This is a genomic window from Azospirillum canadense (genome assembly GCF_025961225.1).
In the GTDB taxonomy this organism is placed as follows: domain Bacteria; phylum Pseudomonadota; class Alphaproteobacteria; order Azospirillales; family Azospirillaceae; genus Azospirillum; species Azospirillum canadense.
Genome location: NZ_JAOQNG010000004.1, coordinates 300,483 through 321,313 on the forward strand (window position 1 = coordinate 300,483; position 20,831 = coordinate 321,313).

The following is a 20,831-nucleotide window of genomic DNA, read 5'->3' on the forward strand; positions in this document are numbered from 1 at the left end:
TATGCTGACACTTCCCTAGGTTGACCGGCCCGAGAATGTCCAGCAAAGAGCCCGCGAAGAAAGAGCCGCCCGACCCGGAGTTCGAGGACCTGATCCGCTACATCCAGGAAAACCGCGGGTTCGACTTCCGGGGCTACAAGCGGACCAGCCTGCAGCGCCGCATCCGCCGCCGGATGGAGGACGTCGGCTGCAACGACTACGGGACCTATCACGAACTCCTGGAAGCCCACCCCCAGGAGTTCGTGGAAATGCTGAACATGGTCCTGATCAACGTCACGTCCTTCTTCCGCGACGCCGAGGCGTGGGAGGTGCTGAAGAACGACGTGGTCCCGCAACTTGTCGCGAGCCTGGGCGACCACGGCCCCATCCGCATCTGGAGCGCCGGCTGCGCGTCGGGTGAGGAGCCCTATTCGCTCGCCATGCTGTTCGCGGAAGCGCTGGGCGGCGAATCCTTCTGCAACCGGGTCAAGATCTACGCCACCGACCTGGACCAAGCCGCGCTGAACATCGCCCGGCACGCCATGTACACGCCGCGCGACGTGGAAAGCGTGCCGCCGCACCTGCTGGAAAAGTATTTCGAACGCACCAACAACCACTATGTGTTCCAGCGCGAGCTGCGCAAATGCGTGATCTTCGGGCGGCACAACATCGTGACCGACGTCCCGATCTCGCGCATCAACCTGCTGGTCTGCCGCAACCTGCTGATCTACCTGGAAAGCGAGACGCAGAACATCGTCCTGCCGCGCCTGCACTACGCGTTGGCCAACAACGGCGTCCTGTTCCTGGGCAAGGCGGAGACGCAGCTCGCCCGCTCCAAGATGTTCGAGCCGGTCGACCTGAAGAGCCGCATCTTCCGCATGGTGCCGCAGGAATGGCGGCGCAGCCTGGGCGGCAGCCTGACGATCTCGCCGGATCTTCCCAACAACCGGCAGAACTTCCAGACCCGCCTTCTGGAAAGCATCGTCGACAACAGCCCGTCCGCCTATCTGGCGGTGAGCGGCGACGGAACGCTGGTGTTCGCCAACGCCATGGCGCGCCGGCTGCTCGACGTGGCCGAGGTGGACATCGGCCGCCCGTTCCAGGACATGGCGATCTCCTACCGCCCGGCGGAGCTGCGCTCCCGCATCGAGGAGGTGCAGACCACCGGCCGCCCGGTCCGCATCGAACACCAGGAATACGCCCGCCCGCCGGGTGACCCGATCCGGCTGACGATCGATGTCTCCCTGCTCTACGGCGCGGACGGAAAGCCCCTGGTCACGCTGCTCAGCTTCGCCGACACCACGCGCGTCCACATGCTCCAGAAGGAGCTGGAGGCGGCGCAGGAAAGCTTGGAGACGACCATCGAGGAACTCCAGTCCTCCAACGAGGAGCTGGAAACCACCAACGAGGAACTGCAAAGCACCAACGAGGAGCTTGAGACCACCAACGAGGAACTCCAGTCCACCAACGAGGAGCTGGAGACGATGAACGAGGAGCTGCGCTCCGCCAACGAGGAGTTGGAGGTCGCCAACGAGGAGCTGCGCCGCCAGGGCGAGGAGTCCGGCGAATACCGGCGCTATTCCGAATCCATCCTGCGCAGCATGGATGTGGGGATCATCGTCCTCGACGAGGAACTGCGCGTGCGCTCCTGGAATCGCTGGAGCGAGAACATGTGGGGCCTGCGCAGCGAGGAGGTGATGGGGGAGGAGTTCCTCGGCCTCGACATCGGCCTGCCCGTGCAGCGGCTGCGCGCCGACCTGGAGCGCATCCTGGAGAAGGAGATTCCGCAGCAGCCCGCGGTGCTCGACGCGCTGGACCGCCGCGGCCGGACGGTCACCTGCCGCGTGCGGCTGTCCCCGCTGCTGTACGAATCGCGGGAGACGCGCGGCGCCGTCCTCATCATTGAGGACATCACCGAACAGTCGCGGGCCGAGACCTTTGCCGGCTACCTGGGCCGCGTGATCGGCGAATCGCTGAACGAGGTGTATTTCCTGGACGCCGCGACCTTCCGCTTCCAGCTGGTCAACCGCGGCGCCGAGACCAAACTCGGCTATTCGCTGGAGCAGCTGAAGCAGTTCACCGTGTTCGACCTGATGCCGGAGGTCACGGAGGAGCGGTTCCACGCGTTGGTCGCACCGCTGCGGTCCGGCGAGAAGCAGGAGATCGTGTTCGAATCCCGGATGGAGGGCCGCAAGCGGGGGACCTACCCGGTGGAGGTGTGCCTCCAGCTGTTCAACAGCGAAGAGCCGCCCATTCTGCTGGCCATCGTGCACGACACCACCGAACGCCAGCGCGTCGGCGCCAACGGCGACGAAGCGGACATGGCGGAGTGAGGCCCCCATTCCCTCTCCCCGCTTTCGGCGGACCAAAGGTCCGCCTGTCGCGTCAGCGCAAACTCCGTTTGCGCGTGAGCAGAGGGGAGAGGGAGATTTGGCGCGCCTCACGCCCCGGCGCCGTTCCCGCCGCCCCCATCATCCTCGCCGTTCCCGCCGCCGCCGTCGGATGATGGCGCCCGCCAGCCCTGGCTGAGGAACTTCATCAGCAGTTCCGCCTGGTCCAGCACGTCGCGGCTGGCGGTTTCCCAGCGCTGAGCGGACAGGGCCTGTCCTTTTTGCCGCGCCGTCTCCGCCAGGCGTTGGCTCAGCGTCGCCCGTTCGTTCAGCATGCGCAGGGCGATCTCGAAGGCGCGCTCGATCTCGCGCACCTGCGCCTGGTCCATGTTCTCCGGGCCGTAGCGGTGGCCGATGTGGCAGGTGAAGACGGGCATCGAGTCCACCCTGGTTTCGCGCAACGACCCGCCGCATTCCGGGCAGGTCAGCGAAACCGGCGGATTCAGGCTGTAATGTCCCTCCATCGTGGCTTCCTCATCGTCGAAGGATTCGGACGGGTTCGGGGTTTCATCCGTCGCCCGCACCAGCCGGGTGAGCAGGGAGCCGAGCGCCGAGGCCGGGGCGCAATGGTCGACGGTGGTGTTGGACAGCGCGCTCCGCGGCATGCCGGGGAACATGGCGTCCGCGGGGTCCTGCACCAAGGTGGTGCCGCCCAGGCGCTTGATCGCGCTGAAACCGGCGGTCCCGTCGTTCATGGCGCCGGACAGGATCACCCCGAACACCTGCGGCCCATAGGCCTGCGCGGCCGAGCGGAACAGCGGATCGATCGCCGGCCGGGTGGAGTTCTCCCGGGGGCCGTGGGACAGGCGCAGCCGGTCGGGCTCCACCAGCAGGTGGTGGTCGGGCGGCGCCACGTAGATGCGGCCCGGGCGCAACGTTTCGCCGTCCACCGCGTGCGCGGCCGGCAGCGAGCCGGCCTTGGCGAGGATTCGCGGGGCGAAGCTGCGCCGGCGCCCGATGTGGATGACGACGCACACCGCGGCCGGAAGGTCCGCCGGCAGCCGGGCGACCAGCGCCTCCAGGGCCTCGACCCCTCCGGCGGACGCTCCGACCACGATGATCGCTGGGATGATCGCTCGACAGTTCATGGAGCTACAACAGCGGCGGAACCGCTATGGTCACTCCGGAAGCAGGCTTTCTCCGGCGGGCGGGAGCGGCGCGTCGTCAAGCACCGCGTTCGGGCTGGACAGCACGTCGCGCAGAAGCGTGATGCTCCGCTGCACCTCGGCCGCGGCAACGGACCAGCGCTCCGCCACGAGGTCGTGGCCGCCCTTGCGCGCCTTTTCGGCCATCCGCTTGAACAGGATCATCCGGTCCTCGTGTGCGCGCAACGCCACCCACAGCGCCCGTTCCAACAGGTCGTGGTTGGCCGACGCCAGGGCCTGGGGCGAATAGGCGTGGCCGACCTTGCAGCGGTAGCGCAGCAGCGACCCGTCCTCCACCTCGTACAGGTTGCCGCCGCAGTCCGGGCAGCTGAACACGCTCGGCGTCCCGATCCGATCGCTGTCCGCCGGGACGGTGTTGAACTCCTTCTCCGGGATTTGCGCCTCCACCGCCATCTCCTCCGGCACCGCGGGGGCGGGCGGGGCCGGCGTCCCGAGAAGCCGCGTCAGCAGCGGCGCCATCTCCTCCAGCGTCACGCAATGGTCGACGGCGACGTGCTCGCGGGCGTTGCGCGGCATGTCCGGCCATTCCGCGCTGGTCGGGTCCTGCACGATGGCGATGCCGCCGCGGCGCTTCACCGCCAGCAGCCCGGCCGCCCCGTCGTCGAGCGTGCCGGAAAGGATCGCGCCGATCACCCGCGGCCCGTATTCCACGGCCAGCGACCGGAACAGCGGGTCGATGGCGGGGCGCGTGCGGTTCTCCTTGGCACCGCGACGCACCAGCAGGCGGCCGTCGCGGACCAGCAGGTGGTGGTCGGGCGGGGCCACATGGATCCAGCCTTCCCGCACCTCCTCCCCGTCCTGCGGGTGGAAGGCGGGCAGCCAGCCGGCCTTTTCCAGCAGCCGGGGCAGAACGCTGTTGCGGGTCGGTGCGATGTGCTGGACGACGAAGACGGTTGCCGTCGTGTCCGCAGGCATCGCGGAGAACAAGCGCTGGAGGGCCGTGACGCCCCCGGCCGACGCGCCCAGGGCCAGGATGTTTCGTGTTTCCATAGGTAAGCCTACAACATCCCCGCCGGTCCGAAATCTCGGGAGAGGTCCTATGCCGTCCGCGCCGGATATAACTTTTCCCCCCGTGCCCTGTTGGACCGGACATGGCATCGTGCACCCGCGAAGATAGTGTGGGGGAGACGTGGGGGGATCCAATTCGGTCCTGGAGGATGGGGACGCCGACCGTGCATCGCTGGTCCGACGCATCACGGAGCTGGACCAGGGCCTGGAACAGGCGCTGGTGACCATCGAGGACGGGCAGGAGCAAATTCACGCCCTCATCGAGGAACGCGGCGGGATGGAGGCGGAACTGGCCGCCCAGCGCGCCCGGATCGCGGAGCTTTGCGACCGTTTGGCCGCGTCGGAGGCGGAACGCAGAGTGACGGCCGACGCGCTGGACCGCAGCGACCTCCGTCTGCGCAAGGTGCGTTCCGATGAGAACAGCCTCACGGAGGAACTCCAGGCCTCCTACGAGGAGTTGCAGATGCTGGCCCAGCAGCTGGAGGAGGCCAACACCGAACTGGAACTGCGCGTCACCGAGCGGACCGCCGAACTCGCCGCGGCGAACGCCGCGTTGCGCGCCCGCGAGGAGCAGCTGCGCTTCGCCCAGCAATGCGCCAAGGCCGGGTCCTGGGATTGGGACCTGACGGCCGACCGCATGGTCTGGTCGCCCGAATGCTACGACCTGTTGGGGCTCGACCTGCGGAACGACCGCCCGTCGCTGGACCGGCTGCTCGCCGCCGTGGTGCCGGAAGACCGGCCGGTCCTGCAAGGCGCGATCGCGGCCAGCATCGCGGCGGCCAGCGACGAATTCCGCCTGGAATTCCGCGTCCGCCACCCCGGCATCGGCCTGCGGTGGATCGCGAACATCGGCCGGGTCGTCTGGCGCGACCTGAAGGGCCGGCCGACCCGCATCACCGGCCTTGCCTTCGACACGACCGAACGCAAGGCGTTGGAGGAGGATCTGCGCCGTGCCAAGGATGTGGCGGAGGCCGCGGACCGCGCGAAGACGCGCTTTCTGGCCGCGGCCAGCCACGATCTCCGCCAGCCGATCCAGGCCGCCTCGCTCTACGCCTACGTGCTGCAATCCTCGATCCAGGAGCACAACACCGAGGGCGCCGAGGTCCTGGACCTGCTGAGGGCGTCCATCGAGAGCCTGAGCGCCATGCTGAGCGGCTTGCTCGACCTGTCGCGGCTGGAAGCCGGGGCGGTGGATGTCTCCATCGTCAACATCCGCCCCGACGAGATGATGAACCGCCTCGCGGCCGAATTCGCGGGGGTGGCCGAGGTGTCCGGGGTGACGCTGCGCTTCCTGCCCTCGACCGCCGCGATCGCCACCGACCCGCGCCTGTTCGAGCGCGTGCTGCGCAACCTGATCGCCAACGCCATCGCCCACGGACGCCGGGACGACGGCGGGCGGGTGCTCGTCGGTGTGCGCCGCCGCCGGAAAGGGGTGGAATTCCAGGTCTGGGACACCGGCTACGGCATCCCCGACGACGCGCGCGAGGCTATTTTCGAGGAGTTCCGCCAGCTCCACAACCCGGAGCGCGCCGCCACCCAGGGCTTCGGGCTCGGCCTGTCCATCGTGAACCGCATCGCGCGGCTGTTGAAGCTGGAGGTCACTGTGCGGTCGCAGGTCGGGCGCGGCTCGGTCTTTTCCGTCCTGGTGCCGCACGCCTCCGGCCCCGACGTGGCGCGCCCGGCGGCGGCGCCGGCCGAAACGGCTATCGCGTCCTGGCTGCGCGGGCGCAACATCCTGCTGGTTGAGGACGACGAGCAGGTGCGCCGCGGCCTGACCATGATGCTGAAGCGCTGGGGCGTGCGCGTGGACGCCGTGTCCTCGGCGGAGGAGCTGGCCGCCAAGCTGCCGCGCCTCAGGCGCCGGCCGCACGCGGTGCTGACCGACTACCGCCTGCCGGGCGGCGGCACCGGCCGCAAGGTGGTGGAACTGGTGCGCAGCCGTTGGGACGTGCCGGGGATCATCATCACCGGCGACACCGCTCCCGAACGCCTGCGCGAGGCCATGTCCATCGGCTGCCGCCTGCTGCACAAGCCCATCGAGCCGTCGGAACTGATGGGCGCGCTGGGCGAAGCGATGCACAGCGGCTCCGCATCCCCACCCCCGCGCGCAACAACGCGGTCACGACGCCCCGGCCCCGGAACGCCGGGCTGAGGGGGTATCGCGTTCAATCCCCTCTCCCCAGGGGGGAGAGGGGGAATGGCCGCAGGCGGCTCTCCAAGCGATACAAAAGCACCTTTGAAAATCCCAACGCTGTATCATATTGTGTAACGGACGGTTCGCTGGGGCGACAATCCGCCTATTGGGGCGGGCGCGCGGAAGGGAGGCGCCGGTGTACACGCAAGGGCTGGACGTGGGTTCCGATTCCGACCGTACGACCGCGCCGACCGGGCCGGAGGAGCGTTTCCAGGCGCGGGTCGACGCGGAGGAGAAGATCGAGCCGCGGGACTGGATGCCCGACGGTTACCGCCGCACGCTGATCCGCCAGATCTCGCAGCACGCCCATTCGGAAATCGTCGGCATGCTGCCGGAGGGCAACTGGATCACCCGCGCGCCGACCCTGCGCCGCAAGGTGGCCCTGCTGGCCAAGGTGCAGGACGAGGGCGGGCACGGCCTCTATCTCTACAGCGCGGCGGAGACGCTGGGGGCCTCGCGCGGCGACCTCGTCGCCGACCTGCTCAACGGCAAGGCCAAGTATTCCAGCATCTTCAACTACCCGACCCTGACCTGGGCCGACATCGGCGCCATCGGCTGGCTGGTGGACGGGGCGGCGATCATGAACCAGGTGCCGCTGTGCCGCTGCTCCTATGGGCCCTACGCGCGGGCCATGGTGCGCATCTGCCGGGAGGAAAGCTTCCACCAGCGGCAGGGCTACGAGATCATGCTGGCGCTGTCCCGCGGCAGCGACGCGCAGAAGCGCATGGCGCAGGACGCGCTGGACCGCTGGTGGTGGCCGTCGCTGATGATGTTCGGCCCCTCCGACGGGCAATCCGCCCACTCCGCCCAGAGCATGCGCTGGAAGATCAAGCGCTTCTCTAACGACGAGCTGCGCCAGCGCTTCGTCGACGCCACCGTGCCGCAGGCGGAGTTCCTGGGCCTGACCGTGCCCGACCCGGACCTCGCCTTTGACGAGGCCACCGGCCACTACCGCTTCGGCGCCATCGACTGGAGCGAGTTCGAACGGGTGCTGAAAGGCGACGGGCCCTGCAACCGCGAACGGCTGGAGGCCCGCCGCAAGGCCTGGGACGACGGCGCCTGGGTGCGCGAGGCGGCACTGGCCCACGCGAAGAAAAAGGACGCCCGCGCCCAGGCCGCGGCGGCCTAACAGCGACACTTGAAGCGACACTGGGGGGAAGCATGGCCCGCAACGAATGGCCGCTGTTCGAGGTGTTCATTCGGCCCAAGAACGGGCTGAGCCACAAGCACGCCGGCAGCCTGCACGCCGCCGACGCCCGCATGGCGCTGGAGAACGCGCGCGACGTCTACGCCCGCCGCGGCGAGGGGGTGAGCCTGTGGGTCGTCCCGTCCGCCGCCATCACCGCGTCGGAGCCGGCGGACAAGGAAACCTTCTTCGACCCTGCGGACGACAAGGTCTACCGGCATCCGACCTTCTACGACATCCCGCCCGAGGTGAAGAACATCTGACGGGGAGCCAGTGATGAGCGACAACCCCCTGTTCGACTACCTGCTGCGCCTCGGCGACACCAGCCTCGTGCTCGGCCACCGCCTGTCGGAGTGGTGCGGCCACGCGCCGGAGCTGGAGGAGGACGTGGCGCTGACCAACATCGCGCTCGACCTCGTCGGGCACGCCCGCCTGCTGCTGTCCTACGCGGGGGAGGTGGAGGGCAAGGGGCGCGACGAGGACGCGCTGGCCTTCCTGCGCGACGTCTACGACTACCGCAACCACCTGCTGGCGGAGCAGCCTAACCGCGACTTCGGCCACACCATCGCCCGCCAGTTCCTGCACGACGCCTGGGCGCTGGAGCTGTTCGAGACGCTGGCCGGCTCGGCCGACGAACGGCTCGCCGGCATCGCCGCCAAGGCGGTGAAGGAGAAGCGCTACCACCTGCGGCACAGCGCCGAATGGGTGGTGCGGCTGGGCGACGGCACGGAGGAGAGCCACGCCCGCATGGTGGACGCCTTCAACCGGCTGTGGCGCTTCACGGCTGAGATGTTCGAGGCCGACGCGGTGGAACAGGCGCTGGCGGCGGCCGGCGTTGCCCCCGATCCGGCCAGCCTTCGCCCCGCCTGGGAGGCGCGGGTGGACGCGGTGCTGGCGGAGGCGACTCTGCCCGCCCGCCCGGCCACTATCGGCACCAGCGGCGGTCGCATCGGCCGGCACGGCGAGCATCTCGGCTACCTGCTGGCGGAGATGCAATTCCTCCAGCGCGCCTACCCGAACGCCGCGTGGTGACGCCATGATCGCGGAACGGCAGTCGGACCATGGGGTGTGGGGACCCGGACCGGGCGACGACGCCACGCTTGGCGCCGCCTGGGAGGCGCTGCGCACCGTCATGGACCCGGAGATCCCCGTGCTCAGCGTCGTCGATCTCGGCATGATCCGCGGCGTTGAAGCGGGGGAGAGCGGGCGCCTACGGGTGCGGCTGTCGCCCACCTATTCCGGCTGCCCGGCGACGGGCATCATCGCGCTGGAGGTCGCCCGCGCGCTCGACGCGGCGGGATTCCCCAACGCGGAGGTGGTGACGGAGGTCGCCCCGCCCTGGACGACGGACTGGATCAGCCCGGCCGGCCTGGACCGGCTGCGTGAGAGCGGCATCGCCCCGCCGCCGCGCGGGGCCGGGAAGCGGGCGCTGGTCGCGCCGGAGGAGCGTGTCGCCTGCCCGCTCTGCGGTTCCACCGACACGGAGGTGATCAGCGCCTTCGGCTCCACCGCCTGCAAGGCGCTGCACCGCTGCCGCTCCTGCCTGGAACCCTTCGACTCTTTTAAATGCATTTGATGGGCAAGTGCATCTGACGGCCACGCGCGTTCCGGGAGGCTCCATGACGCCCACCTTCCACCCCCTGACCATCACCGACGTCCGGCGCGAGACCGAGGACACGATCTCCGTCGCCTTCGCGGTGCCGGAGGCGGTGCGGCCGGCCTTCGCCTTCGCCCACGGCCAGCACCTGACCCTGCGCGCCACCATCGGCGGGCAGGAGGTGCGGCGGTCCTATTCGATCTGCTCCGGCCTGGACGACGGGGAACTGCGCGTGGCGATCAAGCGGGTGCCGGGCGGGCTGTTCTCCACCCACGCCAACGAGAACCTGAGGCCCGGCGCGGTGCTGGACGTGATGACGCCGATGGGCCGCTTCACCACGCCGCTGGACCCCAACGCCGCGCGCACCTACCTGGCCTTCGCGGCCGGCAGCGGCATCACGCCGGTGCTGTCGATCCTGAAATCAGTCCTGGCGCGCGAGCCCAGGAGCCGCTTCGTGCTGGTCTACGGCAACCGCACGGTGTCCTCCATCCTGTTCCGGGAGGAGCTGGAAGACCTGAAGAACCGCCATCTCGGCCGCCTGTCCGTCCACCACGCGCTGAGCCGGGAGCCGGACGAGTCCGGCCTGCTCTCCGGCCGCATCGACGCCGCGCTGGTGGAGGAGGTCTGCCGCACGCTGGTCGACCCCAGGGACGTGGACGCCGTCTTCGTCTGCGGCCCGCAGGGCATGATCGAGGCCGTGCGCGCCGCGCTCGCCGCGCACGGCACGGACCCTGCGCGCATCCATGTGGAACTGTTCACCACGGGGATCGCAGCGGACGCCACCACGGTCCGCCGTGCGGCCCCCAAGCCGGTGGAGGCGGCGGCGGGGGACGCCTGCGATGTGACGGTGGTGCTCGACGGCAAGCGGAAGCGCTTTCCCGTGCCCTTCGGCGGCGACGTCATCCTGGACGCCGCCCACCGTCATGGCGCCGACCTGCCCTATTCCTGCAAGAGCGGCGTCTGCTGCACCTGCCGGGCCAAGCTGGTGGAGGGCAAGGTGGACATGGCGCAGAACTATTCGCTGGAAGCGTGGGAGGTGGAGGCCGGCTACATCCTCACCTGCCAGTCCCGCCCGCTGACCGACCGCGTCGTCGTGGACTTCGACGCGCCGTAGGAAGCCGTCACTGCGGCTGCGGCTGCGGCTGGTCCGGCTGCATGAACTGGATTTTGATGCGGCCGGCGTCCTCCCGCGGGATGCACAGGTAGTTCATGGCGATGACCTGCACGGTGTAATCCAGGCCCTCCAGCCGCCTCCGCAGCGCCTCGCGGTCGCCCTTCAGGAATTCGACGAACAGCACCGGGCGGCAGCGCCGGATCGTGTCCACCGCGCCGTCGAGCACGGCCATCTCCATGCCCTCCACGTCGATCTTGATCAGCCCGACCCGGTCGAAGGCGAAGCGGTCGATGGTGGTCAGCGGCACCTCCTCGGCGCGCGCGGGGTCGTACCGCCGCTCTTGGCTGAGGGGCTCGCCCTGCACCGGGCCAAGCTCCACGCTGCCGAAGTTCAGCGGCTGGTCATAGTCGAACTGGGGCAGCGGGATGGTGCCCTCGCGGTCGCCCACCGCCATGTTGTGGCAGTGAATGTTAGTGCGGCCGTTCAGCGCGACGCTGCCCGCCAGCATGTTGAAGACGATCCGCTGCGCCTCGAAGGCGTGGATTTTCCCGTGCGCGCCGACCGCGTCCACCAGCGCCAGGGAATAGGTGCCGAAGTTGGCGCCTACGTCGAGCACCGTCATGTCCGTGCCCCACCGCCGCAGGATCTGCGCCAGCAGGTCGATCTCCGCGTGGTCGACGGCCCGCCCGGTCTTGAAGAGGGCGTTGGTCTGGTTGATGTCGTGGCGGTTGACGATCATCGGACCGTACAGGGTCGGCACCACGAGGGCGTACGGGATCCGCTCCATCTCGCATCAACCTCTTTGTATTCGGAAACGACATCCGGCCGGCCCCGGCGGCGACCGCCACGTGCATAGCACAGGGGAGGCGCGCGCATCCACCGGTGCGCGGCGCCTGCCTTACGGCAGATGGTCGAGCGGCACGGGCGTGTCCGACTTCACCTCGCGCAGGGACACGTTGGAGCGGACGTGCGCGACGCCCGGCACCTTGAAGAGCCGGCGCGACAGGAACTCCCCATAGGCCTGCGTGCTCGGCACCACGATGCGCAGGATGTAGTCGGCGTCGCCGGTGACGGCGAAGCAGTCCAGCACCTCCGGCCAGTCGCGGACAGCGGCCTCGAACCGCTCCACCACGCCGTCCACGTGGCGCTCCAGCGTAACGTTGGCGAAGACGCATTCGGTCAGGCCGAGCTTCTGCGGCGACACCACCGCCGTGTAGCTGCGGATGACGCCGACCTCCTCCATCGACTTCATCCGCCGCCAGCAGGGGCTGACCGACAGGCCGGCCGCGGCGGCCAGTTCCTGCATGGTCAGGCGGGCGTTCTTCTGCAGGGCGGAGAGGATAGCCCTTTCATACGTGTCGAGGGAGATGGTCACCGGATAAATCCTTTCCGGAATCGACAGTTTGCTTCACAGATTTTCCCAGATTAGCCGGGTTGCGGCAAACTGAGAAACAATTTTCCCGGAGCGAAGGAATATCCTTGATACGGTCCGGACTTCTGGACCGCGTGTCGTGACGAAAAAAGCCGCATCCCACCAAGCGCCGCACGACGTTCAAGAGATGGGAGAGACGCCATGGACGGATCCTTCGGTCCGGTGAATCTGGATTACCACCTCGGGGACCGATACACCCGATCGGATGGGCGCGTCTTCCTGTCCGGGACTCAGGCTCTGGTGCGGCTTTTGTTGGCGCAGCGGGAGCGGGACCGTCAGGCCGGCCTCGACACGGCCGGCTTCGTCAGCGGCTATCGCGGGTCGCCGCTCGCCGGGCTCGACCTCGCCCTGTGGCAGGCAAGCGATCACCTGCAGGCCAGCGGCATCGTCTTCCAGCCCGCCGTCAACGAGGAGCTGGGCGCCACCGCCGTGCTGGGCAGCCAGCAGGTTGAGTCGAGCGGGGAGGGGCGGGGCGACGGCGTGTTCGGCCTCTGGTACGGCAAGGGGCCGGGCGTGGACCGGTCCGGCGACGCGCTGCGCCACGGCAACGCCTACGGCAGCTCGCCGCACGGTGGTGTGTTGGTCGTGGTCGGCGACGACCACGGCTGCGTGTCCTCCTCCATGCCGCACCAGAGCGACGGGTCGCTGGTCGCCTGGTCCATGCCGATCCTGAACCCGGCGAGCGTGCGGGAGTACATCGACTACGGCCTCTACGGCTACGCGCTGTCGCGCTTTTCCGGGGCCTGGGTCGCCTTCAAGGCGATTTCGGAGACGGTGGAAAGCGCCGCCACGGTGGACCTGCCGCCGCCGCGCGCCGCCTACCGCGTGCCCGAAGGCTTCACCCCGCCCCCCGGCGGCTTGCATTACCGCTGGCCGGACTTCCCAAGCCTCCAGATCGAGCAGCGGCTGGCCGCGAAGGTGGAGGCCGTACGCGCCTTCGCGCGCGCAAACCCGCTGGACCGCTGGGTGTTCGGCGCGCGGGACGGCTGGCTGCGCATCGTTACCACGGGCAAGGCCCATCTGGACCTGATGGAAGCCCTGGCTGTTCTCGGCATCGGGGAGGCGGAGGCCGCCCGCCTTGGCCTCGGCGTCTACAAGGTCGGCCTGTCCTGGCCGGTGGAGCGCACCGGCCTTCTCGACGCGCTCCGCGGTGCGGAGGAGGTGCTGGTCGTCGAGGAAAAGGCGCCGATCGTCGAGGGGCAGGTGAAGGAGCTGCTGTTCCACGCCGCAACCCGCCCCGCCCGCGTCGTCGGCAAGACCGACGAGACCGGCGCGATGCTGCTGCCGGGAACGGGGGAGCTGCGGCCCTGGATCGTCGCGCTGGCGCTGGCCGGGCGCATCCAGCGCCGGGTGCCGGGGACGGACTTCACCCACCTGCTCGACCAACTGGCGCCCGCGGCCCGGGTGGAGGCGGGGCCGGACGTGCGCACGCCTTATTTCTGCTCCGGCTGCCCGCACAACACCTCCACCCGCGTGCCGGACGGCAGCAAGGCCTTCGCCGGCATCGGCTGCCATTTCATGGCCTCCTGGATGGACCGCAAGACGGAATCCCTGACCCCCATGGGCGGGGAGGGGGCGAACTGGGTCGGGCAGGCGCCCTTCTCCAAACGCGGCCACGTCTTCCAGAACCTGGGCGAGGGGACCTATTTCCACTCCGGCTCCCACGCCATCCGGCAGGCGGTCGCCGCCGGCGTGAACATCACCTACAAGATCCTGTTCAACGACGCGGTGGCGATGACCGGCGGGCAGCCGGTGGATGGCCCAATTTCCGTCGAGGCCATCACCCACCAGCTCCGCGCCGAGGGCGTGCAGCGCATCGCCCTGGTCAGCGACGCGCCGGAGAAGTTCGCCGATGCCCGCACGCTCGCCGCCGGGGTCACGGTGCACCACCGCGACGAACTGGACGCCGTGCAGCGCGCGTTGCGCGAGATGCCCGGCGTCACCGCGCTGATCTACGAGCAGACCTGTGCTGCGGAGAAGCGCCGCCGGCGCAAGCGCGGCACCTATCCCGACCCGGCCCGCCGCGTGGTCATCAACGAGCTGGTCTGCGAGGGCTGCGGCGACTGCTCCAAAAAGTCGAACTGCCTGTCGGTCCAGCCGCTGGAGACGGAGTTCGGCGTCAAGCGCCGGATCGACCAGTCCAGTTGCAACAAGGACTTCTCCTGCGTGGAGGGCTTCTGCCCCAGCTTCGTGTCGGTCATGGGCGGGCAGCTGCGCAAGCGCGACGCCGCCGCGGTGGAGGAGCGCTTCGCCGACGCGCTGGCCCGCCTGCCGGAGCCGCCGGTGGCCATGCCCAGCGATGTGGCGGAAATCCTGGTGACCGGGGTCGGCGGCACCGGCGTGGTGACGGTCGGCGCCGTGCTCGCCATGGCCGCGCATCTGGAGGGCAAGGCGGCCTCCGTCCTGGACTTCATGGGCTTCGCGCAGAAGGGCGGTGCGGTCTACAGCCACCTGCGGGTGACCGGCGACGCGGACCGGCTGACCCAGGCGCGCGTCGATCCGGGCCGGGCGCAGCTGGTGCTGGTCTGCGACATGGTGGTGGCGGCGGCGCCGGACGCGCTGCGCACCATGGCGCCAGGGCGGACGCGGGTCGTCGCCAACAGCCATGTGGTGCCGACCGGGGCCTTCACGCGCAACCGCGACGCGCTGCCGGACGGCGGCGGGCTGCTGGGCCGGCTGCGCCGCACGGTCGGGCCGGACCTCGTCGAGGCCGTGGACGCCGACCGGGTGGCGACGGCGCTGATGGGAGACGCGATCCTGACCAACATCCTCCTGCTCGGCTACGCCGCGCAGAAGGGGCTGCTTCCCGTCGGCCGCGCGGCGCTGGAGCGGGCGATCGAGCTGAACGGCGTCGCCGTCGCGGCCAACCAGCGGGCCTTCGCCTACGGGCGGCTGCTCGCCCACGATTCCGCCGCGGTCCAGGCATTCCTGGCGCCGGAACCGGCCAAGGCCCAAACGCTCGACGAGATCGTGGAGCGGCGCGCCGCCTTCCTGACCGACTACCAGGACAAGGCCTACGCCGCCCGTTACCGCGCGCTGGTCGCCCGCGCCCGCGCGGCGGAGGCCCGGCTCGGCACCGGTTCCACGGCTTTCGCGGAGGCGGTGGCGCGGGCCGGCTTCAAGCTGATGGCCTACAAGGACGAATACGAGGTCGCGCGCCTGCACACGGATGGCGCCTTCCGCAAGACGCTGGAGGAAACGTTCGAGGGCGATTGGACACCGGTCTTCCACATGGCCCCGCCGCTGCTGGCGCGGCGCCTGAACGGCTGGGGGGAGCCGAAGAAGCTGGCCTTCGGGCCCTGGATCCTGCCCGTGCTGAAGACGCTCGCGCGGATGCGCCGGCTGCGCGGCACCGTCTTCGACCCCTTCGGCCACAGCGCGGAACGCCGGATGGAGCGGGGCTTGGTCGCCGAGTATGAGGCGCTGGTCGCCGACCTCGCCGCCGGCCTGAATTCTGCCGGGCACGCGGTGGCCGTGGAGATGGCGGCACTGCCCATGGAAATCCGCGGCTTCGGCCCCGTGAAGCAGAAAGCTGTCGCAGACTGTCGGCAGGCGCTGGAACGGTTGCGCGCCAAGCTGGTTGGAACGGGGCAGCAAGCGCCGGAAATCAACCATCCGGACCGTTCGGCGGCCGCATAGCTGCCCTGTGCCGGTCCATCCTGGCTGCGGGATGCCTTATGAACCGCGGGCTTGGCGGCCCTTGAGCGGCACTATGCACGGCGTGCATTTCGATGTTGGCGACGTTTCATTGGCCGGAATGATGACGGTCATCTAAATCAAGCCTCGACACCGCGGCGGGACGGCGGGCTGGCATAAGTCCTCCCAACCGTCCTTCAACAACGCGCCCCCAACAATGCTAGGGAGGTCGCGACCGGACCGCGGCGATCTCGGTGCATCCTCTGCAAGGACACCGGTATCGAACTGAAGAAACGAGGATCGTCATGATTACGCGTACCCTGTCCGCCGTCGTCGTTGCGGCGGCTGCCCTTGCCTCTTCCGCTTCCCTTTCCTTTGCGCAGCAGGTCGGCGATGCCGGCTTTGCCGCCCAGCTGAACGAAGCCAACGCGACTGTTCAGAACAACGCTCCGGCCGGCCTGGGCCGCGAGGAGCGTCTGATCGTCCAGCGCTATCTGAGTGTCGCCGACAGCCTGCACCGCCAGGGCCAGACCACCCAGGCGCAGGCCTACCTGAACTTCGCCCGCGGCGAGCTGGGCCTGCGCAGCGCCCCCGACAGTGCCGTGGCGTCTTCGTCGCAGATGGTGGCGCGCTAAACCCGCCCCGCGCGGCCGCGGATCCCCCGCCCGCGGTCGCCGGTCCCGGGGAGGGTGCGGTGCCTTCCATCCCCCGCGCACCGCGCCCTTCCCCGACCGCTTCCACCGTAACCCTGCCTTGATATCCTTTACATCGCGCACCGGATGCACAGTTGGAGGAGGATTGCCGTCCGTAAAGAATGGCTGCCAACCTGCACCCGGAGCGGTTCGGATCCCATGCCGGTCATGTCGCTGAACGCCTTCGACCTCAACCTGCTGCGCGTCTTCGACGCGGTGATGGAAGAGCGCAGCGTCCAGCGCGCCGGCCAGCGGATCGGGCTCAGCCAGTCGGCGGTGAGCCACGCCCTGAACCGCCTGCGCCATGCCCTCCAGGACGAGCTGTTCGTCCGCACGCCGGAGGGCATGACGCCGACGCCGCGGGCGCTGGAGATCGTCGGTCCGGTCCGCACCGCGCTCGCCCAGCTTGAGGCGGCGCTGATCCCGGACGATTTCGATCCGTCCGCGGCGAAGCGCACCTTCACGCTGGCGACCAGCGACTACGTCACCGCGGCGCTGGTGCCGCCGCTCTTGCGGCTGATGCAGGAAACGGCGCCCGGCGTGGACCTGAACATCGTTCCGGCCGCCCGCCACGACTTGGCGGAGCAGTTGGACATGGGCCACATCGACGTGGCCATCACGGTGTTCTCGGCCATTCCGCGCCGCTACTCCACGCTCGACCTCATGGACGAGACGGAGGTGTATGTGGCCCGCGCCGGGCACCCGCTGGGCGACGGGCCGCTGACGCTGGAGGGGCTGGCCGCCCACCAGCACGCGGCGGTGGTGCAGTACCAGGGGGGGCAGGAGGACGAGTATTTCGTGGACCGCGGGCTGGGCTGGCGGGCCTTCATGTCGAACCGGGTCGACCTCGAACGGGTTCTGTCGGAAAGCGGGCTGCAACGGCGCATCGCCGTGACGCTGCCGCATTTCCTGACCCTGCCGATGGTGCTGATCCAGAGCGACATGATCGCGGCCATGCCGCGGCGGCTCGCCCGGCGGCTGTCGGCGCGGTACGGCCTCGTCACCTATGAGCCGCCCTTCACCGTGCAGCCGCTGACCATCCAGGCGATCTGGCATTCGCGCAGCGACAAGGACCAAGCCCAGCGGTGGTTCCGCGACAGCTTGGCCACCGTCGCCCAGTCGATCTGCGACCGGTGAGCGAAGCGCGGGATTTCCGGGGCACCACCTGACTTTTCAACCCAACCGACCGGGCCGGCCGGCGCCGCGCGCTGCCCGTTTGCCCGCCCGAACTGAACGGACACGACACCATGCAGACCTATCGCAAACACATCACGGACACCCAGGACGTCGTTTCGGCTTGGCTCGCCTGCGCCCTGGTCCTCGCCGCGGCGCTCGGCGGCGCCGCCCTGCTGTAACGGCGGCGCCGAAAGGCCCGTACGCTTACGCCCCGGACGCGGGGATGGTCAGGCCGCGCTGCACCGCCGGCCGCGCCAGCCCCCGTTCCAGCCATTGCGGCACACGTTTCAGGCTGTCGAAGGCGACCAGCTCGCCGGCCCCGTAGAAGCCGACGAGGTTGCGCACCCAGCCCAGCATCGAGATGTCGGCGATGCTGTAGTCGTCGCCCATGATCCAGTCGCGCCCGTCCAGCCGCTGTTCCAGCACGCCGAGCAGGCGCTGCGATTCCGCGCGGTAGCGCTCCAGCGGGCGCTTGTCCTCGATCTCCCGGCCGGCGAACTTGTGGAAGAAGCCCAGCTGGCCGAACATCGGCCCGACGGCGCCCATCTGGAAGAACACCCACTGGATCGTCTCGTACCGGCGGGCCGGGTCGGCGGGCAGAAGCTTGCCGGTCTTCTCGGCCAGATACAGCAGGATGGCGCCGGATTCGAACAGCGCCAGCGGCTTGCCGCCCGGCCCGTCCGGGTCGATGATCGCCGGGATCTTGCCGTTCGGGTTGAGCGACAGGAAGTCCGGCGTCCAGGTCTCATTCTTCATGATGGCGACGAAGTGCGGCTCGTACGGCAGCCCGATTTCCTCCAGCATGATGGACACCTTCACCCCGTTCGGGGTCGGCGCCGAATAGAGCTGCAGCCGGTCCGGATGCTTGGCCGGCCAGCGCGCCGTGATGGGGAAGGCGGAGAGATCGGTCATATTAATGCTCCTCGGGCCAGTGCTCGTCAGGCCCATGCTCCTCAGGACAAAGTCGGTCACGCCGGGCGGTGCCTGCGGCGTCGATGGCATGAAGTGTCGTCGCGCCGCGCAAAAGCCAAGCCCTGGGCACACTTTCCCGCAGTCGGGCGGCAGGGAATGGATCAAAATCGCCGGTTGTGGGCGGAGGTCGCATCCAATCTGGTGTGGTCGGCGTTTGAATGTCGGCGGCATGAATGCTTGTCTCGGTCAATCCAATGTTGACAGAGGGAAGATCTCCGCCATGAAAATCGTGAATATTCCCGACGAGCTGACGGCCCGCTACGCCGAAAAGCTGATCGGTAACATCGACAAGGCGAAGAAGGCGGACCCTCTGCTGAAGTTGATCGAGAAGCTCGAAAAGACGATCGGCTCCCTGAAATGGAGCGCACTGATGACCGACGCCTACAAGCGCGGCGGAAAGCACGACGTCGATTTTGTGAAGAGTTACGACGAGCAGATGGAGACGGTCAAAAAATCCGTCACCATGCTCGACATGGTAACGGACCATTCCCGGATCGTGGTCAAGACCATCAAGGCGGACAAGGACGCGGCCAAGACGCTGAAGAAGGAAATCGTCTACCTCGACGGGCTTCCGAAGGTGAGCTACTCCGTCCACAAGGCCTTTACGGAAGGTGAGAAGGAAGACCGGAAGCTGTTCGCCGAATTCCTGAAGAGCCACCAGGGAAAAGGGGACAACCCGTTCCGCGAGCTTCACGTCGATGACGTGTTCCGCGACAAGAAGCTGCTGACCGCGCTCCACAAATACGCAAAGAAAGAACTGAGCGCCGAGAACATCGAGTTCTATTGGGAGGCCACGAAGGCGAAGTCCGCGGGCGCCGTGCAGGCGCTCTACGACAAGTATGTCGACCTGAACGCGCCCAACATGCTGAACATCACCGACAAGAGCCGGAACGCGCTTCTCGCCGGAATCAACGCCGACAACTGGGATGCCGCGATGAAGAGCATCAAGACCCAGGTGAAGGAAAACATCAACGACACGCTGAAGCGCATGAGGACGCTCGACGACGGCGAACTCAAGAAATACCTGTAAGCGCAGGGTCAGCCGGTCTGCAGCCCCAGCGGCGGTGGCGTGCGGAAGCCGGGAAAGGCGCGCGCCGCGGCGGCTGGGCCGACCAGTTCGGCCAGCACCGCGCGGTAGTCGGTGGTGACCGCCAGATCCACCCCGCGGTCGAGCTGGTGGCTGGCGAGGCCCGGCCAGCGGCCGAACATCCGCCCGCCGGCGACCCGGCCGCCCAGCACCAGCATGGCGCCGCCGTGGCCGTGATCGGTGCCCTGGCTCCGGTTGGTGCGCAGGCGGCGGCCGAACTCGCTCATCACCGCCAGGGTCACGCGGCCGTGGTATCGGACCGTGTCGGCGTGGAAGGCCGCCAGCGCGCGGGACAGCTGACCAACGGCGTTCGCGAAGCGGCCGGGCTGGTGCTCGTGCGTGTCCCAGCCGCCGACGTCCACGCAGGCGACGCGCAGGCCGACGTCCATTTTCAGGATGCGCGCGACGGTCTGCAAGGCGCGCCCGGCCTCGGTCTCCTCATAGACGGCACCGCCTTCCGCCCCGTAGGACTCGACCTTGCCGTCGGGGCCGCGGGACAGGTGGCCGTCGATGGCCGACAGCCCGCCGAGCGCGGCGCGCGCCGCCCGCTCGTAGGGGCTCTCGCCATGGTGCAGGGCGGCCAGCACGTCGGCCGCCTGCGGCCCGCCGGGCGGGGCGAGGCCGGCGCGCAGGTCCGGCACGGCGACCGCCGCCCCGAATCTGGCCAGCGTCGCCGGCGGTGCCGCAACCGTGCCGACCGCGGCCACTGGACCGGGTGGCCGGGCGCCGTCGCCGTCCAGCCAGCGGGCGACCCAGCCGGTGCCGGTGCGCGCCAGCTCGCCCTCCTGGCCGATGCCGTGCTCCATCAGATCTTGCGCGACGAAGTGACTGCGCGTGCCGTCGGACAGGCCGACCGCGTGGACGATGGCGAGCTGCCGGCCGGCGTACAACTCCGCCAGGGGCGCCGCCTCCGGGTGCAGGCGGAAATCGATGGCGGGGGCCATCTCCTGCGCCAGCCGCAGCCCGGCCTTCGGCCCCTCGGTCGCCACGCGCAGCTCCGGCGCGCGGGCGGCCAAATAATCGGGGTCGTCGGCCGGCGCCACGAGGCTGAGCGCGTCCGCCCCGCCGCGCAGGAAGACCACGACCAAAACGTCCGGCGACCCGTCCGCGGCGAAGGCAAGGCTGCGCACTCCGGGCATGGTTGCCAGCCCGGCGGCGAGCGTTCCCTGGATCAGACCGCGGCGCGTGACCGTCATTCTGGA

General features: G+C 69.1%; 17 protein-coding genes. 11 read left to right on the forward strand and 6 right to left on the reverse strand.

Annotated features, from left to right (window positions below; translation table 11 throughout):
* Positions 1–35 precede the first annotated feature (35 nt).
* Positions 36–2,312: a CheR family methyltransferase gene (locus M2351_RS22920; RefSeq protein WP_264658367.1), complete on the forward strand. Its 2,277-nt coding sequence runs from the start codon at positions 36–38 to the stop codon at positions 2,310–2,312.
* 107 nt (positions 2,313–2,419) lie between these two features.
* Here M2351_RS22920 and M2351_RS22925 read toward each other — a convergent pair whose 3' ends face one another.
* Positions 2,420–3,457 carry a chemotaxis protein CheB gene (locus M2351_RS22925; protein WP_264658368.1) on the reverse strand — a complete coding sequence of 346 codons (1,038 nt, stop codon included), beginning with the start codon at positions 3,455–3,457 and terminating at the stop codon, positions 2,420–2,422.
* Positions 3,458–3,487: 30 nt separating this feature from the next.
* Positions 3,488–4,525, reverse strand: a complete 1,038-nt coding sequence (locus M2351_RS22930; protein ID WP_264658369.1) for a chemotaxis protein CheB — start codon at positions 4,523–4,525, stop codon at positions 3,488–3,490.
* A gap of 139 nt (positions 4,526–4,664) precedes the next feature.
* Here M2351_RS22930 and M2351_RS22935 point away from each other — a divergent pair, with 139 nt between their 5' ends.
* The 6 genes from M2351_RS22935 (at position 4,665) to paaE (ending at position 10,634) form a co-directional block, all read left to right on the forward strand.
* Entirely contained in the window at positions 4,665–6,695 is a 2,031-nt protein-coding gene (locus M2351_RS22935) for an ATP-binding response regulator (protein WP_264658370.1), read from the forward strand.
* Positions 6,696–6,873: 178 nt separating this feature from the next.
* Positions 6,874–7,866: a 1,2-phenylacetyl-CoA epoxidase subunit PaaA gene (paaA, locus tag M2351_RS22940; RefSeq protein ID WP_406567428.1), complete on the forward strand. Its 993-nt coding sequence runs from the start codon at positions 6,874–6,876 to the stop codon at positions 7,864–7,866.
* A 32-nt stretch (positions 7,867–7,898) separates the two neighbouring features.
* The gene (gene paaB / locus M2351_RS22945) at positions 7,899–8,186 is read left to right on the forward strand and encodes a 1,2-phenylacetyl-CoA epoxidase subunit PaaB (protein ID WP_264658371.1); all 288 of its coding nucleotides are present in this window, start codon (positions 7,899–7,901) and stop codon (positions 8,184–8,186) included.
* Between the two features lie 13 nt (positions 8,187–8,199).
* A complete protein-coding gene (paaC, locus tag M2351_RS22950) occupies positions 8,200–8,955 on the forward strand; it encodes a 1,2-phenylacetyl-CoA epoxidase subunit PaaC (RefSeq protein ID WP_264658372.1) in 756 nt (251 codons plus the stop codon).
* A gap of 4 nt (positions 8,956–8,959) precedes the next feature.
* Positions 8,960–9,499 (forward strand): 1,2-phenylacetyl-CoA epoxidase subunit PaaD, encoded by a 540-nt coding sequence (gene paaD / locus M2351_RS22955; RefSeq protein ID WP_264658373.1) that lies wholly within the window; start codon positions 8,960–8,962, stop codon positions 9,497–9,499.
* A gap of 43 nt (positions 9,500–9,542) precedes the next feature.
* The gene (paaE, locus tag M2351_RS22960) at positions 9,543–10,634 is read left to right on the forward strand and encodes a 1,2-phenylacetyl-CoA epoxidase subunit PaaE (RefSeq protein WP_264658374.1); all 1,092 of its coding nucleotides are present in this window, start codon (positions 9,543–9,545) and stop codon (positions 10,632–10,634) included.
* A gap of 7 nt (positions 10,635–10,641) precedes the next feature.
* On the opposite strand, the gene M2351_RS22965 is transcribed toward paaE, so the two are convergent.
* Entirely contained in the window at positions 10,642–11,421 is a 780-nt protein-coding gene (locus tag M2351_RS22965) for an FkbM family methyltransferase (RefSeq protein WP_264658375.1), read from the reverse strand.
* A 111-nt stretch (positions 11,422–11,532) separates the two neighbouring features.
* The gene (locus M2351_RS22970) at positions 11,533–12,009 is read right to left on the reverse strand and encodes an Lrp/AsnC family transcriptional regulator (RefSeq protein ID WP_406567429.1); all 477 of its coding nucleotides are present in this window, start codon (positions 12,007–12,009) and stop codon (positions 11,533–11,535) included.
* 198 nt (positions 12,010–12,207) lie between these two features.
* Here M2351_RS22970 and M2351_RS22975 point away from each other — a divergent pair, with 198 nt between their 5' ends.
* The 3 genes from M2351_RS22975 to M2351_RS22985 all read left to right on the forward strand — a co-directional run bounded on the left by M2351_RS22975 (position 12,208) and on the right by M2351_RS22985 (position 17,531).
* Positions 12,208–15,705, forward strand: coding sequence for an indolepyruvate ferredoxin oxidoreductase family protein (locus tag M2351_RS22975; protein ID WP_264658376.1), 3,498 nt, complete (start codon positions 12,208–12,210; stop codon positions 15,703–15,705).
* Between the two features lie 302 nt (positions 15,706–16,007).
* Entirely contained in the window at positions 16,008–16,337 is a 330-nt protein-coding gene (locus M2351_RS22980; protein ID WP_264658377.1) for a hypothetical protein, read from the forward strand.
* Between the two features lie 216 nt (positions 16,338–16,553).
* Complete coding sequence (locus M2351_RS22985; protein WP_264658378.1) at positions 16,554–17,531, forward strand: LysR family transcriptional regulator; 978 nt, start codon at positions 16,554–16,556, stop codon at positions 17,529–17,531.
* A 243-nt stretch (positions 17,532–17,774) separates the two neighbouring features.
* Here the strand turns inward: M2351_RS22985 and M2351_RS22990 are convergent, their stop codons facing one another.
* Positions 17,775–18,482 (reverse strand): glutathione S-transferase N-terminal domain-containing protein, encoded by a 708-nt coding sequence (locus tag M2351_RS22990; protein ID WP_264658379.1) that lies wholly within the window; start codon positions 18,480–18,482, stop codon positions 17,775–17,777.
* A gap of 280 nt (positions 18,483–18,762) precedes the next feature.
* Here M2351_RS22990 and M2351_RS22995 point away from each other — a divergent pair, with 280 nt between their 5' ends.
* Complete coding sequence (locus tag M2351_RS22995; RefSeq protein WP_264658380.1) at positions 18,763–19,572, forward strand: regulator of G-protein signaling domain-containing protein; 810 nt, start codon at positions 18,763–18,765, stop codon at positions 19,570–19,572.
* Positions 19,573–19,580: 8 nt separating this feature from the next.
* On the opposite strand, the gene M2351_RS23000 is transcribed toward M2351_RS22995, so the two are convergent.
* A complete protein-coding gene (locus tag M2351_RS23000; RefSeq protein WP_264658381.1) occupies positions 19,581–20,825 on the reverse strand; it encodes a DUF1501 domain-containing protein in 1,245 nt (414 codons plus the stop codon).
* Positions 20,826–20,831 lie beyond the last annotated feature (6 nt).